This window comes from Paraburkholderia atlantica, assembly GCF_000092885.1.
GTDB classification, from domain to species: Bacteria; Pseudomonadota; Gammaproteobacteria; order Burkholderiales; family Burkholderiaceae; genus Paraburkholderia; species Paraburkholderia atlantica.
In genome coordinates this window covers 1,105,996-1,126,860 of sequence record NC_014119.1, presented here as the reverse complement: position 1 = coordinate 1,126,860, position 20,865 = coordinate 1,105,996, and the positions used below count along the sequence as shown (strand labels likewise).

General features: G+C 62.9%; 18 protein-coding genes and 2 pseudogenes. 13 read left to right on the top strand and 7 right to left on the bottom strand.

Translation table 11 applies throughout. The features are described from left to right. Positions 1-10 precede the first annotated feature (10 nt). The 7 genes from phnA (at position 11) to BC1002_RS32725 (ending at position 8,562) form a co-directional block, all read left to right on the top strand. Positions 11-1,282, top strand: coding sequence for a phosphonoacetate hydrolase (gene phnA / locus BC1002_RS32755; RefSeq protein ID WP_013094272.1), 1,272 nt, complete (start codon positions 11-13; stop codon positions 1,280-1,282). 77 nt (positions 1,283-1,359) lie between these two features. Beyond that, positions 1,360-2,808: a phosphonoacetaldehyde dehydrogenase gene (phnY, locus tag BC1002_RS32750; RefSeq protein ID WP_013094271.1), complete on the top strand. Its 1,449-nt coding sequence runs from the start codon at positions 1,360-1,362 to the stop codon at positions 2,806-2,808. A gap of 61 nt (positions 2,809-2,869) precedes the next feature. Further along, positions 2,870-3,901: a 2-aminoethylphosphonate ABC transporter substrate-binding protein gene (locus BC1002_RS32745; protein WP_013094270.1), complete on the top strand. Its 1,032-nt coding sequence runs from the start codon at positions 2,870-2,872 to the stop codon at positions 3,899-3,901. Between the two features lie 34 nt (positions 3,902-3,935). Further along, a complete protein-coding gene (locus tag BC1002_RS32740) occupies positions 3,936-5,099 on the top strand; it encodes an ABC transporter ATP-binding protein (RefSeq protein ID WP_049870332.1) in 1,164 nt (387 codons plus the stop codon). Next, positions 5,092-5,976 (top strand): 2-aminoethylphosphonate ABC transporter permease subunit, encoded by an 885-nt coding sequence (locus tag BC1002_RS32735; RefSeq protein WP_013094268.1) that lies wholly within the window; start codon positions 5,092-5,094, stop codon positions 5,974-5,976. The genes BC1002_RS32740 and BC1002_RS32735 overlap by 8 nt, the downstream gene beginning before the upstream one ends. Further along, positions 5,960-6,760 (top strand): ABC transporter permease subunit, encoded by an 801-nt coding sequence (locus BC1002_RS32730; RefSeq protein ID WP_013094267.1) that lies wholly within the window; start codon positions 5,960-5,962, stop codon positions 6,758-6,760. The genes BC1002_RS32735 and BC1002_RS32730 overlap by 17 nt, the downstream gene beginning before the upstream one ends. A 158-nt stretch (positions 6,761-6,918) precedes the next feature. Further along, complete coding sequence (locus tag BC1002_RS32725; RefSeq protein WP_013094266.1) at positions 6,919-8,562, top strand: Na/Pi cotransporter family protein; 1,644 nt, start codon at positions 6,919-6,921, stop codon at positions 8,560-8,562. Between the two features lie 30 nt (positions 8,563-8,592). On the opposite strand, the gene BC1002_RS32720 is transcribed toward BC1002_RS32725, so the two are convergent. After that, on the bottom strand, positions 8,593-9,510 hold the full coding sequence (locus tag BC1002_RS32720; RefSeq protein WP_013094265.1) for an AraC family transcriptional regulator: 918 nt from the start codon (positions 9,508-9,510) through the stop codon (positions 8,593-8,595). 99 nt (positions 9,511-9,609) lie between these two features. On the opposite strand from BC1002_RS32720, the gene BC1002_RS32715 reads away from it, so the two are divergent. After that, a complete protein-coding gene (locus BC1002_RS32715; protein ID WP_013094264.1) occupies positions 9,610-10,359 on the top strand; it encodes an SDR family oxidoreductase in 750 nt (249 codons plus the stop codon). A gap of 27 nt (positions 10,360-10,386) precedes the next feature. Here the strand turns inward: BC1002_RS32715 and BC1002_RS32710 are convergent, their stop codons facing one another. Next, on the bottom strand, positions 10,387-10,713 hold the full coding sequence (locus BC1002_RS32710; RefSeq protein ID WP_013094263.1) for an NAD(P)-binding domain-containing protein: 327 nt from the start codon (positions 10,711-10,713) through the stop codon (positions 10,387-10,389). A 43-nt stretch (positions 10,714-10,756) separates the two neighbouring features. Further along, positions 10,757-11,496 (bottom strand): annotated as a pseudogene (locus BC1002_RS32705) (SDR family NAD(P)-dependent oxidoreductase). Between the two features lie 121 nt (positions 11,497-11,617). Between BC1002_RS32705 and BC1002_RS32700 the strand changes: the two are divergent. Next, a complete protein-coding gene (locus BC1002_RS32700) occupies positions 11,618-12,508 on the top strand; it encodes a LysR family transcriptional regulator (protein WP_013094261.1) in 891 nt (296 codons plus the stop codon). Between the two features lie 33 nt (positions 12,509-12,541). Here the strand turns inward: BC1002_RS32700 and BC1002_RS32695 are convergent, their stop codons facing one another. Beyond that, positions 12,542-13,432 carry a LysR substrate-binding domain-containing protein gene (locus BC1002_RS32695; protein WP_013094260.1) on the bottom strand — a complete coding sequence of 297 codons (891 nt, stop codon included), beginning with the start codon at positions 13,430-13,432 and terminating at the stop codon, positions 12,542-12,544. Positions 13,433-13,533: 101 nt separating this feature from the next. Between BC1002_RS32695 and BC1002_RS32690 the strand changes: the two genes are divergently transcribed. After that, positions 13,534-14,124, top strand: a complete 591-nt coding sequence (locus BC1002_RS32690; protein WP_013094259.1) for a LysE family translocator — start codon at positions 13,534-13,536, stop codon at positions 14,122-14,124. 65 nt (positions 14,125-14,189) lie between these two features. Here BC1002_RS32690 and BC1002_RS32685 read toward each other — a convergent pair whose 3' ends face one another. The 3 genes from BC1002_RS32685 to BC1002_RS32675 form a co-directional block, all read right to left on the bottom strand. Then, positions 14,190-15,290: an NADH:flavin oxidoreductase/NADH oxidase gene (locus BC1002_RS32685; RefSeq protein ID WP_013094258.1), complete on the bottom strand. Its 1,101-nt coding sequence runs from the start codon at positions 15,288-15,290 to the stop codon at positions 14,190-14,192. Between the two features lie 539 nt (positions 15,291-15,829). Then, positions 15,830-17,179 carry an NAD(P)/FAD-dependent oxidoreductase gene (locus BC1002_RS32680; protein WP_013094256.1) on the bottom strand — a complete coding sequence of 450 codons (1,350 nt, stop codon included), beginning with the start codon at positions 17,177-17,179 and terminating at the stop codon, positions 15,830-15,832. A gap of 379 nt (positions 17,180-17,558) precedes the next feature. Then, positions 17,559-18,029 carry a ribonuclease gene (locus tag BC1002_RS32675; protein ID WP_013094255.1) on the bottom strand — a complete coding sequence of 157 codons (471 nt, stop codon included), beginning with the start codon at positions 18,027-18,029 and terminating at the stop codon, positions 17,559-17,561. Positions 18,030-18,307: 278 nt separating this feature from the next. On the opposite strand from BC1002_RS32675, the gene BC1002_RS32670 reads away from it, so the two are divergent. The 3 genes and pseudogenes from BC1002_RS32670 to BC1002_RS38570 all read left to right on the top strand — a co-directional run bounded on the left by BC1002_RS32670 (position 18,308) and on the right by BC1002_RS38570 (position 20,712). Further along, on the top strand, positions 18,308-19,507 hold the full coding sequence (locus BC1002_RS32670) for an NnrS family protein (RefSeq protein WP_013094254.1): 1,200 nt from the start codon (positions 18,308-18,310) through the stop codon (positions 19,505-19,507). Positions 19,508-19,708: 201 nt separating this feature from the next. Beyond that, positions 19,709-20,382, top strand: a pseudogene (locus BC1002_RS32665) (SDR family NAD(P)-dependent oxidoreductase); the annotation flags it as partial. Between the two features lie 171 nt (positions 20,383-20,553). Further along, the gene (locus tag BC1002_RS38570) at positions 20,554-20,712 is read left to right on the top strand and encodes a hypothetical protein (protein WP_013094252.1); all 159 of its coding nucleotides are present in this window, start codon (positions 20,554-20,556) and stop codon (positions 20,710-20,712) included. Positions 20,713-20,865 lie beyond the last annotated feature (153 nt).

Genomic DNA, 20,865 nt, shown 5'->3' with positions numbered 1-20,865 from the left:
GGGGGACATCATGAGTACGCTGCAAGACACGGTGCTGAGCATCAATGGCCGCGACTATCGCTTTCCGGCGGAGCCGGTCGTCGTAATCTGCCTCGACGGTTCGGAGCCCGCCTATATCGAGGAAGCCGCGAAGGCCGGGCACGCGCCGCATCTCGCGAAGCTGCTGCGCACGGGCACGAGCCGCATCGCCCAATGCGTGATTCCGAGCTTCACGAACCCGAACAATCTGTCGATCGTGACAGGCCGTCCGCCCAAGGTGCACGGCATCGCGGGCAACTACTTCTACGACCGCGCGAGCGGCGAAGAAGTGATGATGAACGACGCCCGCTTCCTGCGTGCGCCGACGATCTTCGCGGCGTTCCACGACGCGGGCGCGAAGGTCGCCGTGGTCACCGCGAAGGACAAGCTGCGCACGCTGCTCGGCAAAGGGCTCGATTTCACGAGCGGCCGCGCGATCGCCTTTTCGGCTGAAAAGGCCCACGAGGCTACCCGTGCACAGAATGGCCTCGGCGACGTGCTCGCCTACGTCGGCAAGCCGCTGCCGGATGTGTATTCGGCGGACCTGTCCGAGTTCGTGTTCGCGGCCGGCGTCAAACTGCTCGACACGTTCCGGCCCGACATGATGTACCTGTCGACGACGGACTACGTGCAGCACAAGGCGGCGCCGGGCTCGCCCAAAGCCAACGAGTTCTACGCGATGTTCGACCGCTACGTCGGCGCGCTCGATGCGGCAGGCTGCGTGCTGGCGATCACCGCCGATCACGGCATGAACGGCAAACATCGCGCGGATGGCGCGCCCGACGTGCTGTACCTGCAAGACCTGTTCGACGAATGGACCGGCAAAGGCCGCTCGCGCGTGATTCTGCCGATCACCGATCCGTACGTCGCGCATCACGGGGCGCTCGGCTCTTTCGCCACCATCTATCTGCCCGAGGGGATCGCCGCGCCCGACGCAGCGGCGCTGCTCGAACGGCTGCGCGGGACCGAAGGCATCCAGCTCGCGCTGACGAGCGCCGACGCCTGCGAGCGCTTCGAGCTGCCGCCCGACCGTATCGGCGACGTCGTCGTGATCGGCACACGCGCCAAGGTATTCGGCACGAGCGCCGCGCGTCACGACCTGTCTGGACTGACCGAGCCGTTGCGTTCGCATGGCGGGCTATCGGAACAGAACGTGCCGCTGATCGTCAACCGCAGAACCGACTGGCCAGCGGACCGCGCGCTGCGCAACTTCGACATCTTCGATGTCGCGCTGAACCACGTAACGCAAGACGCCGCGGCATAACGCGTCGATCACAACAACCCGCGCTCCGCTTGTCGCGGCGGCCTGCGGCTCCACCGGATCATTGAACGAGGTATTCGATGAACGTCATGACCAAACCCGCCTTCAGGCAGGAATCGATGCGCATCGCCGGCCAGCACACGACCACCGACGAGCTGATCGAAGTCTTCAACCCGTACACGAACGAGGTCGTCGGCACCGTGCCCGCGGGTCGCCCCGAACACGTACAACAGGCGTTCGCGAAAGCGCACGCATTCAAGCCGCGGCTCACGCGCTTCGAGCGTCAGCGCATCCTGCAGCGCACGGCCGAGATGCTGAGCGAGCGCAAGGAAGACTTTGCACGCCTGATCACCGCGGAGTCGGGGCTGTGCTGGAAGGATGGTCTTTACGAGGCGAGCCGCGCCTACGACGTGTGGTCGTTCGCGGCGCAGCTCACGATCAAGGATGACGGCGAGGTCTATTCCTGCGATATCAGCCCGAACGGCAAGAACCGCAAGATTTTCACGACGCGGCTGCCGCTGCTCGGCGTGATTTCGGCGATCACGCCGTTCAATCATCCGCTGAACATGGTGAGCCACAAGCTCGCGCCCGCGATTGCGACCAACAACCGGGTGGTGCTGAAGCCCACCGAGCTCACGCCGCTCACCGCGCTCGCGCTTGCCGACGTGCTCTATGAAGCGGGCTTGCCGCCGGAAATGCTGAGCGTCGTCACCGGCAATCCGCGCACGATGGGCGATGCGATGATCACCGATCCGCACTGTGATCTCGTCACGTTCACAGGCTCCGTGCGAGTCGGCAAATACATCGCGCAGCACGCGGGCTATCGCCGCACGGTGCTGGAACTCGGCGGCAACGATCCGCTGATCGTGATGGAGGACGCCGATCTCGACAAGGCCGCGCAGCTCGCGGTAACCGGTGCGACGAAAAATTCGGGGCAGCGCTGCACGGCGGTCAAGCGGATTCTCGTCGTGCAAAGCGTGGCCGACGCGTTCGTCGAGCGCGTGCTCGTGCATGCGAAAAAGCTCAAGTGCGGCGATCCGATGGACCCGTCCGTCGACGTGGGCACCGTCATCAACGAGGCCTCCGCGCAACTGTTCGAGCGACGCGTGGCAGACGCGCAGGCCCACGGTGCCCGGGTGCTTCACGGCGCGCCGCGCCAGGGCGCGCTGTTCCATCCGACCGTCGTCGACCACGTGCCGTACGACTGCGAGCTCGTGCGCGAAGAGACCTTCGGCCCGGTAATTCCGATCATCCGCGTGCCCGATGCGATCGAGGAAGTGATCCGGGTTTCGAACTCGACCGCGTATGGCCTTTCGTCGGGCGTCTGCACGAACCGGCTCGACTACATCACGCGCTTCGTCAGGGAGTTGGAGGTCGGCACCGTGAACGTGTGGGAAGTGCCCGGCTATCGCACGGAAATGTCGCCGTTCGGCGGCATCAAGGATTCAGGCAATGGTTACAAGGAGGGCATGGTCGAGGCAATGAAGAGCTACTCGAATGTGCGGACCTGGTCGATGCCCTGGGAGTGACCGTCCGCTCGACCAGGTGAAATGCTGACCTCATCCGAACTCAACGCAAGGAAGGATGGATATGAAAACTCGTCTGATCGCCCTGGCCGCCTGCGCGCTCGCCATGGCAACGCCCCCCCTCTACGCACAGTCCGACGTCGTGACCCTCTATGCCGCGGATGGTTTGCACGACGGTTCGCCGAGCTGGTTCGGCAATCAGTTCGAAGCCTTCACGAAGGCGACCGGCATCAAGGTGCAGTACATCGAGGCCGGCTCGAGCGGCGTGGTGGACCGGCTGAGCAAGGAGAAGTCGAACACCCAGGCGGACGTGCTCGTCACGCTGCCGCCCTTCATGCAGAAAGCCGCGGCTGACGGCCTGCTGCAGTCCTACTCGCCGGCGGGCGCCGACAAGATCGAGACGCGCGACAAGGACCCGAAAGGCCTGTACTACGCGATGGTCGGCAACTATCCGAGCTTCATCTACAACTCGGCGGTGCTGAAGAGCCCGCCCAAGACCTACGCCGACCTGCTCGCGCCGCAGTTCAAGCAGAAGATCCAGTACTCGACGCCGGGTCAGGCCGGCGACGGCACGGCGCTGATGCTGCAGACCTTCCACGCGTTCGGTGGCAAGCCGGCCGGCTTCGACTATTTGCGCAAGCTGCAGACCAACAACCTCGGGCCGTCCGCGTCGACCGGCAAGCTGACGGCGCTCGTCAACAAAGGCGAGCTCTTCGTGGCCAACGGCGATATGCAGATGAACCTCGCGCAGATGCGCGAGAACCCCAACGTCGCGATGTTCTTCCCGGCCGGTCCCGACGGCCGCCGCACGACCTTTGCGTTGCCGTACTACGTCGGCCTCGTGTCGAACGCGCCGCATGCCGGCAACGGCAAAAAGCTGATCGATTTCCTGTTGAGCGCGCCAGCGCAGCAGGAAGTCAGCAAGGTCGCCTACGGCTTCCCGGTGCGCACGGATGTGCATCCGACGGACGGCAACTTCCAGGCGTTGAACACGATGCTGAAGGGCGTCGACATCTGGCAACCCGACTGGAACCAGGTACTCCAGGAGCTGCGTCCTGACGTGGCCGCCTACAACCAGGCGATTTCCATCGACTAACCATGCTACCGACGAGCGACTAATGGCAAACAGCATGACCATGGAAAGGGGGCCGCAGCGGCGCGCCTCCACTGCCCCGAGCGTCATCGCGCACGGAGCGAGCGGCATCGGTTTCGAAGGCGTGTCGGTGGCTTACGGCAGCCAGACCATTCTGGAGTCTCTGACGCTGACCGTGAAGCCCGGCGAGATCGTCGCGCTGATCGGCCCGTCCGGCTCAGGCAAGACGACCGCGTTGCGCGCCGTCGCCGGCTTCGTGCAGCCGAGTGCCGGGCGCATCACCATCGGCGATCGAGACGTGACCCGGCTGCCGCCGTACGCACGCAACATCGGCATGGTGGTGCAGAACTACGCGCTGTTTCCCCATATGCGCGTCGAGGACAACGTCGCCTTCGGGCTGCGTGCCCGTGGCGCGGACGCCGAGGTGATTCGCGAACGGGTGCCGGAGTGCCTCGGACTCGTCGGCATGGCGAAGTATGCGAAGCGCTATCCGCGCGAGTTGTCGGGCGGTCAGCAGCAGCGCGTGGCGATCGCCCGCGCGCTCGCGATCCGTCCGCAGGTGCTGCTGCTCGACGAGCCGCTGTCCGCGCTCGACGCGCAGATCCGCCGCTCGATGCTCGACGAACTCGCGAAGCTGCACCGCACGCTGCCGTCGCTCACGGTGCTGTACGTGACGCACGACCAGACCGAGGCGCTGACTCTCGCGAACCACATCGGCATCATGCGCGACGGCCACCTGGTCGCTTACGGCGACGCGCAAGGGCTCTATCGTCATCCGCCGAACCGTTTCGCCGCCGAGTTCCTCGGCCGCGCGAACGTGCTGCCGGCCCAGCAGCTCGAACCGCTGGCCGACGGGCGCGCCCGCGTGCGCTTTCACGGCCAGCTGCTCGAAGGCTACAACCATCACGGACTCGCGGCCGGCTCCGCCTGCTTCGTGTGCGTGCGGCCGCACCATTTGCAGTTCGTTGCGGGCGGCAGCGCGCCACGCGGCGATGGACAACGCATGAACGAAATGACGGGGGTCGTCGTCAGCGTGCAGTGGCTCGGCGAAATGCACAGCATCGCGCTCGATGTCGAAGGCGAGCTGCTGCGGCTCACCTGCGCGCCGCTCGCGGACCCGCCGGAGCCGGGCACTGCGCTCAGCGTACGTTTCGATCCCGCGGATGTCACTCTCGTACCGGAGGCTGAGCGTCATGGCTGATATCGTCATCGCGCCGCCGGCCCGCGCGCGCGCACCGGCCGCGGGGCTGGGGGGCCTGTGGATCGCGCCGCCGCTCGCGGTGCTCGCCGCGCTGTTCTTCTACCCGTTCGGGCTGATCGTCGCGCAGGCGTTGGGCGGCGACCAGCATGTGCTGTCGTTCGCAAACTTCGAGCATGTGCTGCGCTCGCGCCAGTTCCTGAGCGGTCTCTATCACACGATCGCGATCGCAGTATCGGCCTCGGCGGGATGCCTCGTGCTCGGCTTCATGTTCTCGCTCGTGATCGCGTTCGTGCCGTTCCCGGGCGCGCGTTTCGTGGGCCGGCTCATCGATACGTTCATCGCGCTGCCCACCTTCCTCGTCGCGCTCGCGTTCACGTTCGTGTACGGTTCGGCCGGACTGCTGAACCAGTCGCTGATGGAAATGTTCCATCTACCGCTGCCGCCGCTGAACTTTCTGTACACGCAATGGGGTGTCGTGCTGTCGGAGATCACGGTCTATACGCCGTTCATCATGCGCCCGCTGCTCGCGTGCTTCTCGCAGATCGACAGCGCGCAGATCGAGATGGCGGGCAGCCTCGGCGCGCGGCCGCTGCGCATCATCCGGCAGATCATCCTGCCCGCCGCGTTGCCTGCGCTGTTGGCGGGCGGCAGCCTGTGTCTGCTGTTGACCGTCAACGAGTTCGGCATCGTGCTCTTTATCGGCGCGAAAGACGTGATCACGTTGCCGCTGCTGATTTACGACAAGGCGATCCAGGAATTCGACTACACCACCGCGTGTGTGATCGCCGTCGTCAATATCGCGCTGTCGCTCGGGCTCTATGCCTGCTACCGCGCCGTCGTGTCACTTTGCGGAGGTCGCCGTGCTGCTCTGGGCTAAGTGGGGTAAATGGCTGACGTGGAGCGGCACGGCGTTGCTGTTCTGCGCGGTCTACGGGCTGCCGGTCGCGATGATCGCGCTAGCCAGCATCAGCGGACAGTGGAACGGCATCCTGCCGAGCCACCTGACACTCGAACACTACGCGCGGGTGCTGCATACCGATTCGGCGAGCCAGTTGCGAGTGAGCGTGCTGACCGGCGTGGTCGCGAGCGTCGCGGCGCTCGTCAGCGGCACCTGGGCGGCACTCGCGCTGCGCCGCATCAAAGGCCTGCCGCGCCGCGTGCTCGACGTGGTCTTCTTCGTACCGAGCGCGGTGCCGTCGGTTTCGATCGGGCTCGGCTTGCTGGTCGCGTTCAGCCGGCCGCCGGTGTTGCTCAACGGCACGGCGACGATCGTCTTCATCGCGCACTTCCTGCTGATCTCGGCGTTCACCTACGGCAACGTGGCGGCCGGGCTTGCGCGGGTCGCGCCGGAATACGGCGAGGTGGCCCAGAGCCTCGGCGCCCGGCCGCTCTACCAGCTCTCGCGCGTGACGCTGCCGCTCGTCGCACCGTACCTGCTCGCATCGTTCAGCCTGAGCTTCGCACTGTCGATGGGCGAGCTCGGTGCGACGCTGATGATCTATCCGCCGGGCTGGGTCACGCTGCCGGTGGGCATCTTCGCGCTGTCCGACCGCGGTGCGATCTTCGACGCCGCGACGCTCACGATGATCCTCGGTATCGGCACGCTCGCGGTGTTGATGGGGCTCTCGCGCATCTCGAACCGCGCAATGGTGCGTGGATGACGGCGCCCTTGACCCTCAGGGAAAGAGCCGCGATCTGACGCTCGCCGTCACACCTGCGCAGATGCCGGAGGCGCCGTGGATACTCGAGGAGGCAATCGCGGCGGGCGCTGAGCGGGCCTGAAAGATGCGCACGACAAAAACATAAAGGGAGGTGCCAGATGATCATGATCGTGCTTCATCTCGCGGGTGGCGTCGCGCTGCTGACGTGGGGCCTTCATATGGTCGAGTCCGGCCTGATGCGCGCGTTCGGCGCCTCGCTCAAGCGCTTCATGGCCAAGAGTCTCGGCAACCGGGTGAACGCGTTTTGCGCCGGGCTCGCAATCACCGGCGCGCTGCAAAGCAGCACGGCGACCGGCATGATCGCGTCGTCGTTCGCGGCACGCGGCTTGATGCGGCCTGTTACCGGACTCGCCATCATGCTGGGGGCCAACGTCGGCTCGACGCTGATCGTGCAGGCGTTCTCGCTCGATCTGAGCTGGATCTCGCCGGTGTGTCTGCTGGTTGGCATGACGCTCTTCGAGAGGGGCAAAGGCTCGCGCAATCGTGATATCGGCCGCGCGTCGATCGGGCTCGGCCTGATGTTGCTTGCGCTCACGCTCCTCGTCTCGACCGTGCAGCCCGCCGAGACCGCCCCTGCCCTGCGCACGGTGCTCGGCGCGCTGGCAGGCGAGCCGGTGCTGAACGCGGCGCTCGCGTGCGTGCTCACGTGGGCCGCGCATTCGAGCATTCCCGTCGTACTGTTCGTGATGTCGCTCGCCAACCTGCATACCGTGCCGATGGACACGGCGATCGCGATGGTGCTCGGCGCGAACATCGGCAGCGCCCTCAACCCGTATTTCGAGGCCGCGAAGGGCGCTGACCGCAGCCGCAGGCGTCTGCCGGCCGGCAACCTCGTGCTGCGAGGCGGTGTGTGCCTGCTGATGCTCGCCGCGTGCTCGCCGCTCGCAACGTTGCTGCAGCAGGTCTACGGTAGCCCCGCCCGTGCAATCGCGGACTTCCACACGGGCGTGAACGTGGCGATCGCCGTGGTTTTCATGGGGCTGCTCGCGCCTGTCGCGCGCCTTCTCGAACGGCTGCTGCCGGCGCCGGGCGCCGCCGAGAACGGCGACGCGCCGCGCTACCTCGACGAAGCCGCGCTGCGGGTGCCCTCTCAGGCGCTCGCATGCGCGACCCGCGAATTGATCCGGATGGGCGATATCGTCGAAGCGATGCTGTGTGCGAGCGTGCCGGTGCTGATCGCAAACGACCGGCGCGCGGTGCACGAGATCGTGGCCCGCGACGATGCGGTGGATATGCTGCACGATGCGATCAAAAGCTACGTGACCGAGGTGACGCGCGAATCGCTCGACGACGAAGACCGACACTGGGCCAATGCGATCATGACCTCCGTGATCAACCTCGAACATATCGGCGATATCGTCGACAAGAATCTGATGGAGCTCGCGCAGAAAAAGATCAAGGCACAGGTGAGCTTTTCGGCTGAAGGCGCCGAGGACCTGCGCGCGCTGCACCAGTTGGTGATCGACAGTTTTCACCGGGCTCAGGCGCTGCTCGTGTCGGGAAGGACACAGACCGCGGCGCAGCTGCTCGAGGACAAACAGGCGCTGCGCCGTCTCGAGCGCGCCGCGCGGGACGCTCATCTGGACCGCCTGCGCGAGGGCAAGCCCGACAGCATCGCGTCGAGTTCATTGCATCTCGACGTGCTGCGCGATCTCGTGCGGATTCAGTCGCACATCTGCGCGCTCGCTTATCCGCTGCTCGAGCGCGAGGCAGCTAACGATGGCGATGCGCAGATCGCGTGAGGCGAAGCACGGCGTTTGCGCTACGAAACTTCATCGAGCGGCGACGACATTCGCCGCGTCACGAGCATACTGCGTCGGCGGGAGTCCGACATGACGCGTGAACGCGACGCTGAACGCACTCGCCGAACCGTAGCCGACACGTTCCGCGACCGCCGCGATGCTGACTTCGTTCTGGCGCAGCAGGTTCTTGGCGATAGCCATGCGCCACGACAACAAATACTCCATCGGTGCGACGCCGACCGCGCGGCTGAATCGATCGAAGAAAGAGGACCGTGAAAGCGCGGCGGCTTTTGCGAGTTGTGCGATCGTCCAGGGCTGGTGCGGGCTTTCGTGCATATGACGGATGGCGAGCGCGAGACGGGGATCGGCGAGGCCACGGACCAGTCCGGGCGATGCCCCGGTTCCCGTGGCTCGCAACGCTTCGATGAAGAGCACCTCGAGCAGTCGCGCCAGCACGACCTCGCGCGCGGGCCGCTGCGCGCGCGATTCTTCCCTCACGAGCTTGACGAGTGTCGCAAGCCTGCGTTCACCGCGCACGTGCACGAGCTTGGGCAACAGCGACACAAGCAAGGCCGCATCCGGCGACCCGAACGCGCAGAGGCCAGCAAGCCATTGCGCTTGTGGCGCGAGCGCTGCATCGCCGAAACGAAAACTGCCGTCGGGCAGCGCCGCGGGCGCGCTATTGCAGACGTCGTCATCGTCGGGCGGATCGATGCTCGTCATCGTGAAACTGAAAACTTCGGGCACGAGCACGAAGTCATCGGCCTGAAGAATCAGCGGCTCGCAACCATTGACGGATAGTCGCAGCGATCCTTCGAGCACCACGCAATAGAACGGCTGGCCCACTTCCGTGCGGCTCGCGCGCCAGCGCCCGGCGCCGCTGAGCACTTTCGAAAACGTGGGAGTCGGCTTGAGCAGTGTGACGATTTCGGCGAGCGGGTCGATCATGATCGGACGATTTCGAATGAAACCTGGACGCTCGATTGTAGCGAGTCCTGGCGGTCAGGACTTATTGTGTCGGGACTGTCATCAACCACAGGATTCGACATGAAGACCGTCTTGATTACCGGTTGCTCGTCCGGCTTTGGCCTCGAAATCGCGCGTTATTTTCTGGATCGCGACTGGCGGGTGATCGCGACGATGCGCACGCCACGTGAAGATGTGTTGCCGCGCTCCGATCGTCTTTCGATTCTCGCCCTCGATGTGAAGGACCCGCAATGCATTCGCGCGGTCATCGATGCAGCAGGCCGGATCGACGTGCTCGTCAACAATGCGGGTATCGGCTTTCTGAACGCGCTCGAAGGAACGCCGATGGACACCGTGCGCGATATCTTCGAGACCAATACGCTCGGCACCATCGCGATGGCGCAGGCCGTGTTGCCACAGTTCCGCGAGCGCCGCGAAGGCGTGATCATCAATGTGACGTCGACCGTCACGTGCAGACCGCTGCATCTGCTGTCGGTCTACACCGCGAGCAAGTCCGCGGTCAACGCGTTCAGCGAATCGCTCGCGCTCGAACTGGAGCAGTTCAATGTACGCGTGCGTGTCGTGCTGCCGGGGCGCGCGCCTTCCACCCGCTTCGGCGAAAACGCGCGGGCTCGCATGAAAGACGGATTTCCCGAGCCGTACGACCCACTCGCGCAGCAGATTTTCGCGAAGTGGGAGAAAGAAACGGCCGTCACGCATGCATCGGATGTCGCCGAAGCGGTTTGGCTCGCCGCGACCGATTCATCGAGCCCGTTCAACATCCCTGCCGGCGAGGACGCTGTCGAGTGGTACCACGCGCGCGCCAGATAGCACGCCGGGCAAACATCGTCGTGGTCTTCACCTCGCGGCATTTAGCAGACCCATCAGCTCATCCGGCGAGATGCTGTCGTTGTCGATCGCGTCGACAACGACCTTCTGGTCCGGATTGGACTGCTGATCGCCAGTGACGGCGTGGGTGCGAAACGGCACGGCGAGGATCATGACCTCCGTGCCGGGCGCAGCTTGCAGACTCATGGCCGTGACCTGCGCACCGAGTTGCTTTGCCATTGACTCGATCGACTCAGGGCTATGCGCGTTGACAACACCAATAGCCATGCCACTGCCGGCGAGCTCGCGGCCAAGCGCCGCGGCGAGTTTTCCGGGGTCGATAGTTGAATACGTCATGGTGCATTCCTTCCGATGTCGGACTCAAATCCGCGCGTAACCCTCAAACCTGGCCTATGCCACCGTCGTTCATCAAATCCGAGCCCGTCATATAGGAACTCTGTTCGGAGGCGAGAAAGAGCGCCGCGTTGGCCATCTCTTCGGCCCGGGCGAGTCGGCCGATCGGACCATGCTCTTGTACATGCTCACCAGATCCTCGCGTGTCGCCGACTGGGAGTCGAGTATCGGGGTATCGGTGACACCGGGGCTAAGCATGTTGACGCGAATGCCGCGATCCTTGAATTCGGCGGCCCAGGTGCGGGCATAGGAACGCAACGCGGCCTTGGTCGCCGCGTAGGCGGTGTGCCCTGGGATGCCCATCACGTGCATGGCCGAAGACACCAGGATGATCGACCCGCCACCCGTCATCATCGGCAGCAGCTTTTGCACCAGAAATACCGGGCCGCGCGCCATCAGGTTGAATGCCTTGTCGAAATGCTCGGGCGTGATGGTGTCGATCGAAGCCTGCTCGGTAAAGCCCGCGTTCGACACGATGATGTCGACGACACCTTTTTCGTTCCTGACTGCGGCGGCGACATGATCGAGGTCATCGAGATTCGCGGCGTCCGCCTTAATAGCGGTAACGTTGCGTCCGATCAGTCTGACGGCCTCGTCGAGCGGGCCTTGCCGACGGCCGAAGATAAAGACGTGGGCGCCTTCAGCGACGAACCGCTGGGCGATCGCCAAGCCGATACCCGTCGTTCCGCCGCTAATGACTGCGGTCTTGCCTGCGAGAGCATTCATTGAAACTTCCGTCTGTTGTTGAATGGAAGTCACATCGTAATTGCGGCCCCCACGAATGATAATCGGCGGATTTATCATAAGATCCATTCACCGAGAGAATAGGTCCCACGAGAGAAATGCAATGGATCGGTTTCACGAATTGAACGCCTTCTTCGCGGTTGTCGAAGCGGGCGGCTTTTCCGCCGCGGCCCGCAGAACCGGCGAGTCACAGTCCGCCATCAGCAAGTCGATCGGCGCGCTGGAAAAGCGCCTCGGCGTACTGCTATTCAACCGAAGCACACGCCGCGTGACTTTGACGGATCAGGGGCAGAGATACTACGAGCGGACCAAGCCGTTGCTGGACGAGATCGAGGTGGCCGACAGCGAACTGACCAGCAGTACGCTGGATGTCTCGGGCCTCGTGCGGATCGCCTCCGCTTCTACGTTCGGCCGCCTGCACGTGCTTCCGCTGATTCCCGAGCTGCTGTCGCGCCATCCCGGTCTTCGGGTCGATCTTGTGTTGTCGGATTTCGTGCGCGATATGGTGGAGGATCGAATCGATCTCGCGATTCGAGTGGGCTCCATCAACGATCCGGATTCGGTCGTGAAGCGAATTGCCAGCACTCCGCTAGTCTGCGTCGGATCGCGTCGCTATTTCGAGCAATACGGTGTACCGAAGGAACCTGCGGAACTCGCCAATCACAATTGCCTGCTCTACGGTGGTCTGCTGGAGTCGGCGAACTGGCCGTTTCATGGGCCACGTGGCCGGTTCAGCGTACCGGTGCGCGGCAACCTGTCGTCGAATAGCGTCGAGACGATCCGCTCGGCCGTGCTCGCGGGCGTGGGAATCGGCCTCTTCGCGAAGCTCTCGCTTGCCGACGAACTCAAGCATCCGGACATCGTGACCGTGCTGGACGATTTCATTCGGGACGCCCGTGATGTGAGCGTCATCTGGCCGCGGCGGCGTTTCGTGCCTGCGCGCGTGCGCCGGGTCACTGACTTTTTTGCGGCCGCGCTGCCGCAGCGCTTGTAGGAACGCTCCGGAGCGCACTTCAAACGCTATACGTCACGCAATGTTCGCTAGCGGCGCGCGGCGCGTGCCTGCGTCGCTCGACATCGACTCGCGCACGTGCCGCGCGAATTCCTGTGCCGCTGGCTGAACCGTCGCGGGCAAGCGCAGACAGATCGCGAACGGAGGCAGTGCTGGCAAGCCGCTTACGCGAGGTGCGAACGTCTCCAGATCGGCCGGCACCGTGGAGGCGAGCCAGCTCGTGACCGCGAGGCCCGCGCGCACCGTGGCGGCGGTCGCCTCGATGTTTCCGCTCTCGAACACCGTGCGCCACGCAATGCCCTCGTCCGCGAGCGCGCCGAGCACCACCGGACGGAAAGCGCAACGCTCGTCTACCATCGACAGCGGCAACGGCCGCTTTTGCCACGCCTCACTGCCGCGCCCCTTGACCCACACCAAAGGCTCGATGCAGACCACTTCACCTTCGGCTTCACTGGCGACATATTCGACCAAAGAAACGTCCAGGCGACCACTATTCACCGCTTCGCTCAGTTCCGACGACGCCGCGCACGTCAACGTAATTTCGACGTGCGGATGCGCGTCGGCGAACGCCTTCATCGCGGGCGCAAGCCGCGTCACGAGATCGTAAGGCACGCCCACACGCAAGGCGCCGCGCAACGGCTGGGCGGTCATGTCGGCCCAGATTTCATCGTTCAACCGAAGCAGCTTGCGCGCCTTCACGAGAAACTGCTCGCCCTGGCGCGACAGTTCCAGCCGGCGCGTCTTGCGAACGAACAGAAGGCAATCCAGCACTTCTTCGAGGCGCTTCACCTGCTGGCTCACCGCGCCTTGGGTCATGTGCAGCAGATTCGCAGCGACCGTCATGCTGCCGCTATCGGCGACGGCAACGAAGGTGCGGATCAGATCGAGGTCGAGGTTTCGGCTCATCTATGCATTATGTCGCGTAATGTGCCGCATCAATATTATTAGCTTTTACGATGCTTTGACGATCCGTACAGTGCAAATTCTTTGACCTCGAATCTGCACCGATGACCTCGATACTGCCGCTTCTGCTCTTCGTCGCCGTCGCGACCGCGACGCCCGGTGGCGCGACCACGCTCGCCACCGCCTCGGGCGCACGCTTCGGCTTCGTACGCTCGATACCGCTGATGCTCGGCATCGCTCTGGGCCTCGCGTTGCTCGCTGCGCTCGCCGCGCTCGGGCTGGGCGGTCTGCTTCTCGCGCTGCCGTCGCTGCAAACGGCAGTGAAAGCGCTCGGCTCCGCGTATCTGCTATGGCTCGCGTGGCGCATCGCGCGCAGCGGGCCGCCAACCGCGGGCAACGGCCCCGCGCATCCGGTTACGCTCGTCAACGGTTTCCTGCTGCTCTGGCTCAATCCGAAAGGCTGGGCGATGACGGTCGGCGCGGCGGCGTCGTTCGCGCTACTCGCAAACAACCCGAACCGCCTCGCGATGCTGCTCGGTGCAGCGTTCGGGGTGGCAGCGTGCGCTTCGCTCGCGTTGTGGTGCGCGCTCGGCGTGCTACTCGGGCGGCTCTTTCGGACCCCGAGCCACTGGCGCCTCCTCAATCTCGCGATGGGCGTGCTGCTCGCCGCATCCGTCATTCCGACCTGGAGATAAGCTCGAAGCCGCGTTCGTCGACGTGTCGAATCACTGGTCACTGCCCCCTTGGCCACGAGACCGATTCAAACGAACACCTTTCTCAGCCGACTCGGCTGAGAGCGAAGATACTGGTTCGGCGCCCTGACTTGAGTCCCAAAGTGAGCGGCAGCGTGCCAGGGCCAGCGAGGGTTAAAGAGCACGGTCCGAGCAAGCGCGATCAGATCGGCGTCTCCGGTGCTGAGAATGGATTCGGCTTGTTCGAAGTCTGTGATCAAGCCGACGGCGACGACAGGGAGCGTCGTCGCCTGCTTCACTGCCCGCGCGAAGGGAACCTGGTAGCCAGGCCCGATCGGAATTTGCGCGGCTGGGTTCGAACCGCCACTTGAGACATTGATTGCGGCACAGCCTCTCGCCTCCAGCGCGTGGACAAATGCAATCGCGTCCTGCAGGGACCACCCGCCGTCCACCCAGTCGGTAGCGGATACCCGCATCGTCACGGGGCGATCATGCGAAAACGCTTCTCGCACGGCTTCGAAAACTTCAAGTGGAAAACGCATCCGGTTTTCCAATGAACCGCCGTATTCGTCGTCCCTGTGATTTGACAGAGGCGAGAGGAATTGATGGAGCAGATAGCCGTGTCCACCAAGGACCTGAATGAAATTCAACCCCAACCGGGAGGCGCGCTGCGCGGCGGCCGAGAACGCATCGCGAATGGCGGCCAGACCATCGCGGTCCAAGGCGGCGGGTGGTGTCTCCCCGGCGGCAAAAGCGACCGAGGATGGGCCGTAGGTGTGCCAACCATTGGCGTGATCATAGGGAATCTGTGCGCCGCCGTCCCATAGTTTCTGTCGAGACCCTTTTCGTCCAGCATGGTTGAGCTGGATTCCAATCGGCGTGTCAGACCACCGCCGAACGCCTTGCAGCACTCGTGCCATAGAGGCTTCGCAGTCGTCCGAATAGAGCCCGACGTCACCATAGCTGGTGCGTCCGTCGGGGGTGACCGCCGTCCCCTCGATCGTGAGTGCCGCCGCACCTGAAAGCGCCAGTTGGCCGAGGTGAATCAGGTGCCAATCGTTCATCCGGCCGTCTTCGGCGGAGTACTGGGCCATCGGGGCGATCACGATCCGGTTGGCTAATTTCAGGTTGCCGACTCGGATCGGCGTGAATAGCGTTGGCTGACTCATATCGACTCCTTGACTCAACGCCACCACAAACCAGGCTGACTCCGCGAATCTCGATGACCTCGACTAATGACGGCGATTTTCCCTGCGAGAGTGGACATGAAGATCTTCTGTCTGGTGATGGATGACAGCTAGATCGTAGTTGCAAGATAGGGGAGTGATAATTCGCTGATTCTTCATAAGGCCAATTCCTGACGAGAATAGATGGGAGCCCCGGGACGATCGGTGAATTGGCCGTTCTATGAACCGAAGCGTGTCAGTTGTAGCCAAGAACAGCGGCAGACGACACGTCGGGCCTCTCAGGCACATTCGAGGCGATCGTCGATACCGTCGATGCAAGAAACGATCGGTACACGGAGCGCGATCGATTTTCAGAGCCGTCCTTGCCGTTTCGACCGCGCGTGACGCCTCTGCTCGAGTCGACGCTGAAAAGCGATAGGTCTAAGCTGTTCATGGTGTTCTCTCCGTCTTGCTGGTGTTTGGAATCGGTTGATTTATTTGTCACGGCCAGACACTTCTGGCCATTTACAACGAACTATTGCTCAGTGCAGTTTGACGTGCGGCGCCGTGCTTCGACGCAGGCGATGCGCGAGGGTATTGACGATCATGCGTGCATAGCCATGCAGCGCTGCAACGTGCATTCGATACAGCGACACGTACATGAAGCGAGCAAGCAATCCGTCCACGAGCATGCTGCCGCCGATCAGACCTCCCATCAGACTCCCCACCGCATTCGCGTGCCCGAGCGACACTAGCGAGCCGAGATCGCGATAGGCAAACTCCGGAAGCTTTTGTCCCTCGATGCGTCGCCTGAGTGCCTTGACTAAGAACGATGCCTGCTGATGAGCCGCCTGGGCGCGCGGTGGAACATTGCGCTCGAAACCCAACCATGGACAGGCCGCGCAATCGCCGAATGCAAAGATATGGTCGTCGAGATCGGTTTGAAGCGTGCGACGCACACTGAGTTGTCCAAGATGATTGACTGTCAGACCATCGAGCGTTGAAAGAACCGCGGGTGCCTTGATGCCCGCGGCCCACACAGTGAGATCCGCCCGTATCGTTTTGCCGTTTTTCGTGCGGATAAGTCCGGGCGTAACCTCCGCGACTCGCTCGTCGACCATCAACTTGACATTGAGTTTGCCCAGCAATTTTGCAGCCGCGGTGGACACGCGTTCTTTCAACGCTGGCAGAATTCGCGGCCCTGCTTCGATCAGCACGATCCCGACGTCGTGTGTGGGGTCAAGCCGATGCAAGCCGTACGATGACAGTACCTTCGCGGTATTGCGCAATTCGGCGGACAATTCCACGCCCGTAGCGCCACCACCAACGATCGCGACCTGAACACGAGGCGCGCGTTCGCCAGGCGCTCCACCCGCACCCCGCTCACCTGCGTCTTGTGTTTGTTCGGCGCGAATGCAAGCGGCAATCAGGCGCTTTCTGAAGCGTTCCGCTTGAGCGACGTTGTCAAGCGCGAGCGAGTTCTCCGCCGCGCCCGGCACGCCGAAGTAGTGCGTTGTGCTACCGATGGCCAGAATCAACGAGTCGTACTCGATCCGGCGCGGCGGTATCAGTTCGGTTCCGTCGTCGTCGAGCAGTGGCGAAAGCAGGACGTGTTTCGAGCCACGATCCAGTCCGACAAGTTCGCCCTGAATGAACCGGAAGCCGTGCCACTGTGCTTGCGCGGCATACGCCAGTTCCTGTGCGAATGGATCGAGACTTCCCGCCGCGACCTCGTGCAACAGGGGCTTCCAGATGTGCGTCGGGTTGCGGTCGATCAACGTAACGGACGCACGTTGCGCCCCGCCTCTTCGTCGACCGCCATAACGATCGCCTAGCCGCGTTGCGAGTTCGATGCCCCCCGCCCCTCCTCCCACGATCACAAAACGATGCATGCAGATTCTCCCTGGTCGACGACGCGCGGTACGAAAATCCAACACAACGGTTGAGAACCACTATCGCAGATGCCCGATGGCAGGAAAATCTCATAGTTCTGATGGCTGCCTTCAGGTTTTCTGATTGACAGATTGCACCGTCGGAAAACCGCTTTGGATCGTCTGCTGGGAGATAAGGATCGTTGTCAACGCAGAACCGTCGGACAACTTCGGTCAGCGCCAATGGGAGGCGGTCGCGGCGGCCATCGAGTTATCCATTGCTCAAATGCGACGCCGGCATCATCGCCGGTGAGATCGGCATTGATCGCTAGCGCACGGTCAGGAGCGCGGGATTGATACTGTCGTCAGGCGTGCGGCGCTCGTGCAGTTGGTTCCGTCTTTATTCTGCAATGCGCTTAAAGCTGGCGTAGTAATCGTCGGTGTAATAGCACTCGCCGATCTGCTTGCGCGGCCCACCACATACGATTCGGCGCTGGCCGCGGTCCGTCGCACCGGGCGTGCGAACCGTATAGGTGTGGTAATAACCGCGCGGATGTTTCGGCAGCAAACCCGCGGTGTTACGAAACAGGACGCCGTCATCGCTAAACGGGAAGGGGCCGCCCGCTTTGATCAGGCGCAGCGTTTGGGCAGCCTCCGCCGGCAACTGCGCCTTGGTGACGGTGATCAGCGCGACCGTGCCTTGCGCGCCTGACGCGGCGGCCGCTTCGCTCGCGCTTTGTGCAGGTTGAACCGGCGCCGAGCTCGCGGATGCGCCCGATGCCTCAGTGGCGTTTTGCGGTCCCTGCTTGCCGCATCCGCCGAAGATCACGCTCAATGCGACGATGCAGCAGAAAGCTGACGCTCTGTTCACGAAACGGTTCTCCCTTCGTTGACTAGCGCCCGACGACCAGGATAGATGTAAAGGTATCGCTAATGACGGGGCGAATCAACGTTCGATCGGAAATTGGCACTTTTCCATGACAACCAGGCCGATGTGATCCACCGCACCTAACGGTGCCGTTCGTGAGGCCTTGTCCGGATGCCATAGAGTGGCCAGACGGTTTCCCTGGCGTGAACATTCGTCGCATGCGGCGAAAAGGTCGTGCGTGTATAAGATGAATCACCACCTAGTTGCCGTTTGGAGCCGTCATGAAGCGGACCATCAGGATCGAATCAGGTCAAGTCGACACACCGCCCCGCATCGCTCTGTGGGCGCTTGGATTCAGGCCGTTCTATCTGGCCGGCGCTGTGTTCGGCAGTATTGCCATTCTGCTCTGGCTCGGCGCGCTGGCAGGTTGGCCGTTGCTGGACTCCACGTCCTACATGTCGGGAACGCTGTGGCACGTTCACGAAATGATCTTCGGATTTGGCGCCGCGATCGTCACCGGATTTCTGCTTACCGCGGTTCGCGCGTGGACGAGCACGAATCCCGCATATGGCACAGGGCTCGCGGCACTGCTGTTTCTTTGGCTTGCTGGCCGGATCATGATGTGGGGCGGTGCGGGTCCGCTCGGCGTCGTCGTGGACGTGGCGTTTCTGCCCGTAGTTGCGCTCGTTCTGTTGCGAGTGCTGTTGAAGGCGAAGAATCGCCACAACATCTTTCTGCCCGTCGCACTCGGATTGCTCGCGCTTCTCAACGTACTCTTCCATGTGTGGGCAACCCACGGTCACGGCGACTGGGCGCTGCGCAGTGCTTGGCTCGCGGTCGGCATGCTCGTTTTGTTCGTGACGGTCATCGGCGGGCGCATCATTCCGTCGTTTACAGCCAATGCCGTTCCGGGCTTTAGCGCGAAACGCTGGCGATTCGTCGAAGCAACCGTTATTCCGGCGACGCTGCTCGCGTTTCTGCTGGACTCGCTTGGTGCGCAGTGGGCGGCAATCGTTGCTGCGTCTGCCGCAGCGGCGGCCCTTCATGGGCTCCGGCTCGCCGGATGGCGTTCGTGGCGCGTCGGCTATCGCCCGATCCTTCTGATCCTCCATATCGCCTATGCGGGAATTCCATTGGGCTTCACGATGCTGGCACTCGCCGCGTTCGGCGTCGTCCCGCATTCGCTCGCGATTCATACCTTCACGGTGGGAGTCATTGGATCCGCGATCATCGCGATGATCACGCGCACCGCGCGCGGACATACCGGACGCGAACTCGTGGCGGGTCAGGTCGAGATCGCCTGCTACGGTCTGTTCATTCTGGCGACTCTGATTCGCGTGCTCGGCCCCTGGCTCGCTCCGCAGTTCACGATGACGTGGATATACGCATCCGGTCTCTGCTGGGCGGCCGCACTGGTTCTCTATTGCATCCGATACGCCGCGTGGCTTCTCCTCGCTCGTGCCGATGGCAAACCCGGTTGAATCATCCGTCTTAGCCGCTTCGCATGCCTCCACTTCCCCAAGGCCGGCATTCGCGATACGCGGCATGCACATACGGCAGGCCGCGATGCATCCGGCATAGATGAGTGCGTCTGACGTTGCGGTTTATTCGTCACACGCTCGCGGCGTAACGTGGCGACGGATGCGCAAGGCTGACGACCTGGTCCCATCGTTGCCATTGAAATGACGAAACGAATTGCTGTAGTAACTGGCGGTATGGGCGGTCTGGGAGAAGCGACCAGTACCAAACTGCACGATGCGGGTTATGCGGTGGTAGTCAGGTACTCGCCGAACAACGCCGGCGCAGCCGCATGGCTCGCGGACATGGAAGCTCAGGGCAGAAGCTTTCTCGCGTATCCGGTCGATGTGGCCGACTACGATTCGTGCCAGCACTGCGCAGCCAAAATTCAGTTCGAAGTCGGCCCGGTCGACATTCTGGTGAACAACGCCGGAATCACCGACGACATGACGCTCCGGAAGATGAACAAGGTCAACTGGGACGCTGTCATCCGCATTAATCTGGATTCGGTGTTCAACATGACGAAGCCGCTTTGCGAGGAGATGGTCGCGCGGGGTTGGGGACGCATCGTCAACGTTTCGTCCGTCAACGGCTCGAAAGGCTCGATCGGCCAGACCACCTACGCGGCAGCCAAGGCCGGCATGCACGGCTTCACGAAATCGCTGGCGTTGGAAGTAGCGCGCAAAGGCGTTACCGTCAACACGGTTTCGGCGGGATACCTCGCCACGAAGATGGTCACGGCGATTCCTCAGGAGATCCTCGATACGAAGATCCTGCCGCAGGTTCCTGTGGGCGTCTGGGCAAGCCCGAGGAAGTGGCGGCGCTCGTGCTTTACCTCTGCTCGGACGACGCCGGTTTCGTGACCGGCGCCAATATTGCAATCAACGGTGGCCAACACATGCAGTAGCAGGTGCGCGACGACCGTGCTCGCCGGTTCGTGCCGCGACACCGCACAAACCGGCCTGAACCGCTTTACGCAACTTCCCTATGCTTCCTTGAGAGGACTGTCATGAGTGAAACCTGGATAGGTCTGGTCATCGGAGGCGCGGCGCTTGGTATCGCAATGATCATGGTCATTAGCCACTATCGCCGCGAGCGAATGCGGGCACGAATGCTGCGGGAACTGAATCGGCACGGCCCGTGGCATCAAATGCGCGTGCAAAAGTGATTCGCATCGCCGTGCACGGATATCCACAAGCGCAAATGCATTGCTGAAAGAAGCAGGCTCAACTGACGCCTGACGTACAGACCGGATTCAAGCGGTCACCACATTGAGAGAAGTGGATGAAAACTACAAGCAGAAAACAGTCTGGAGACACCG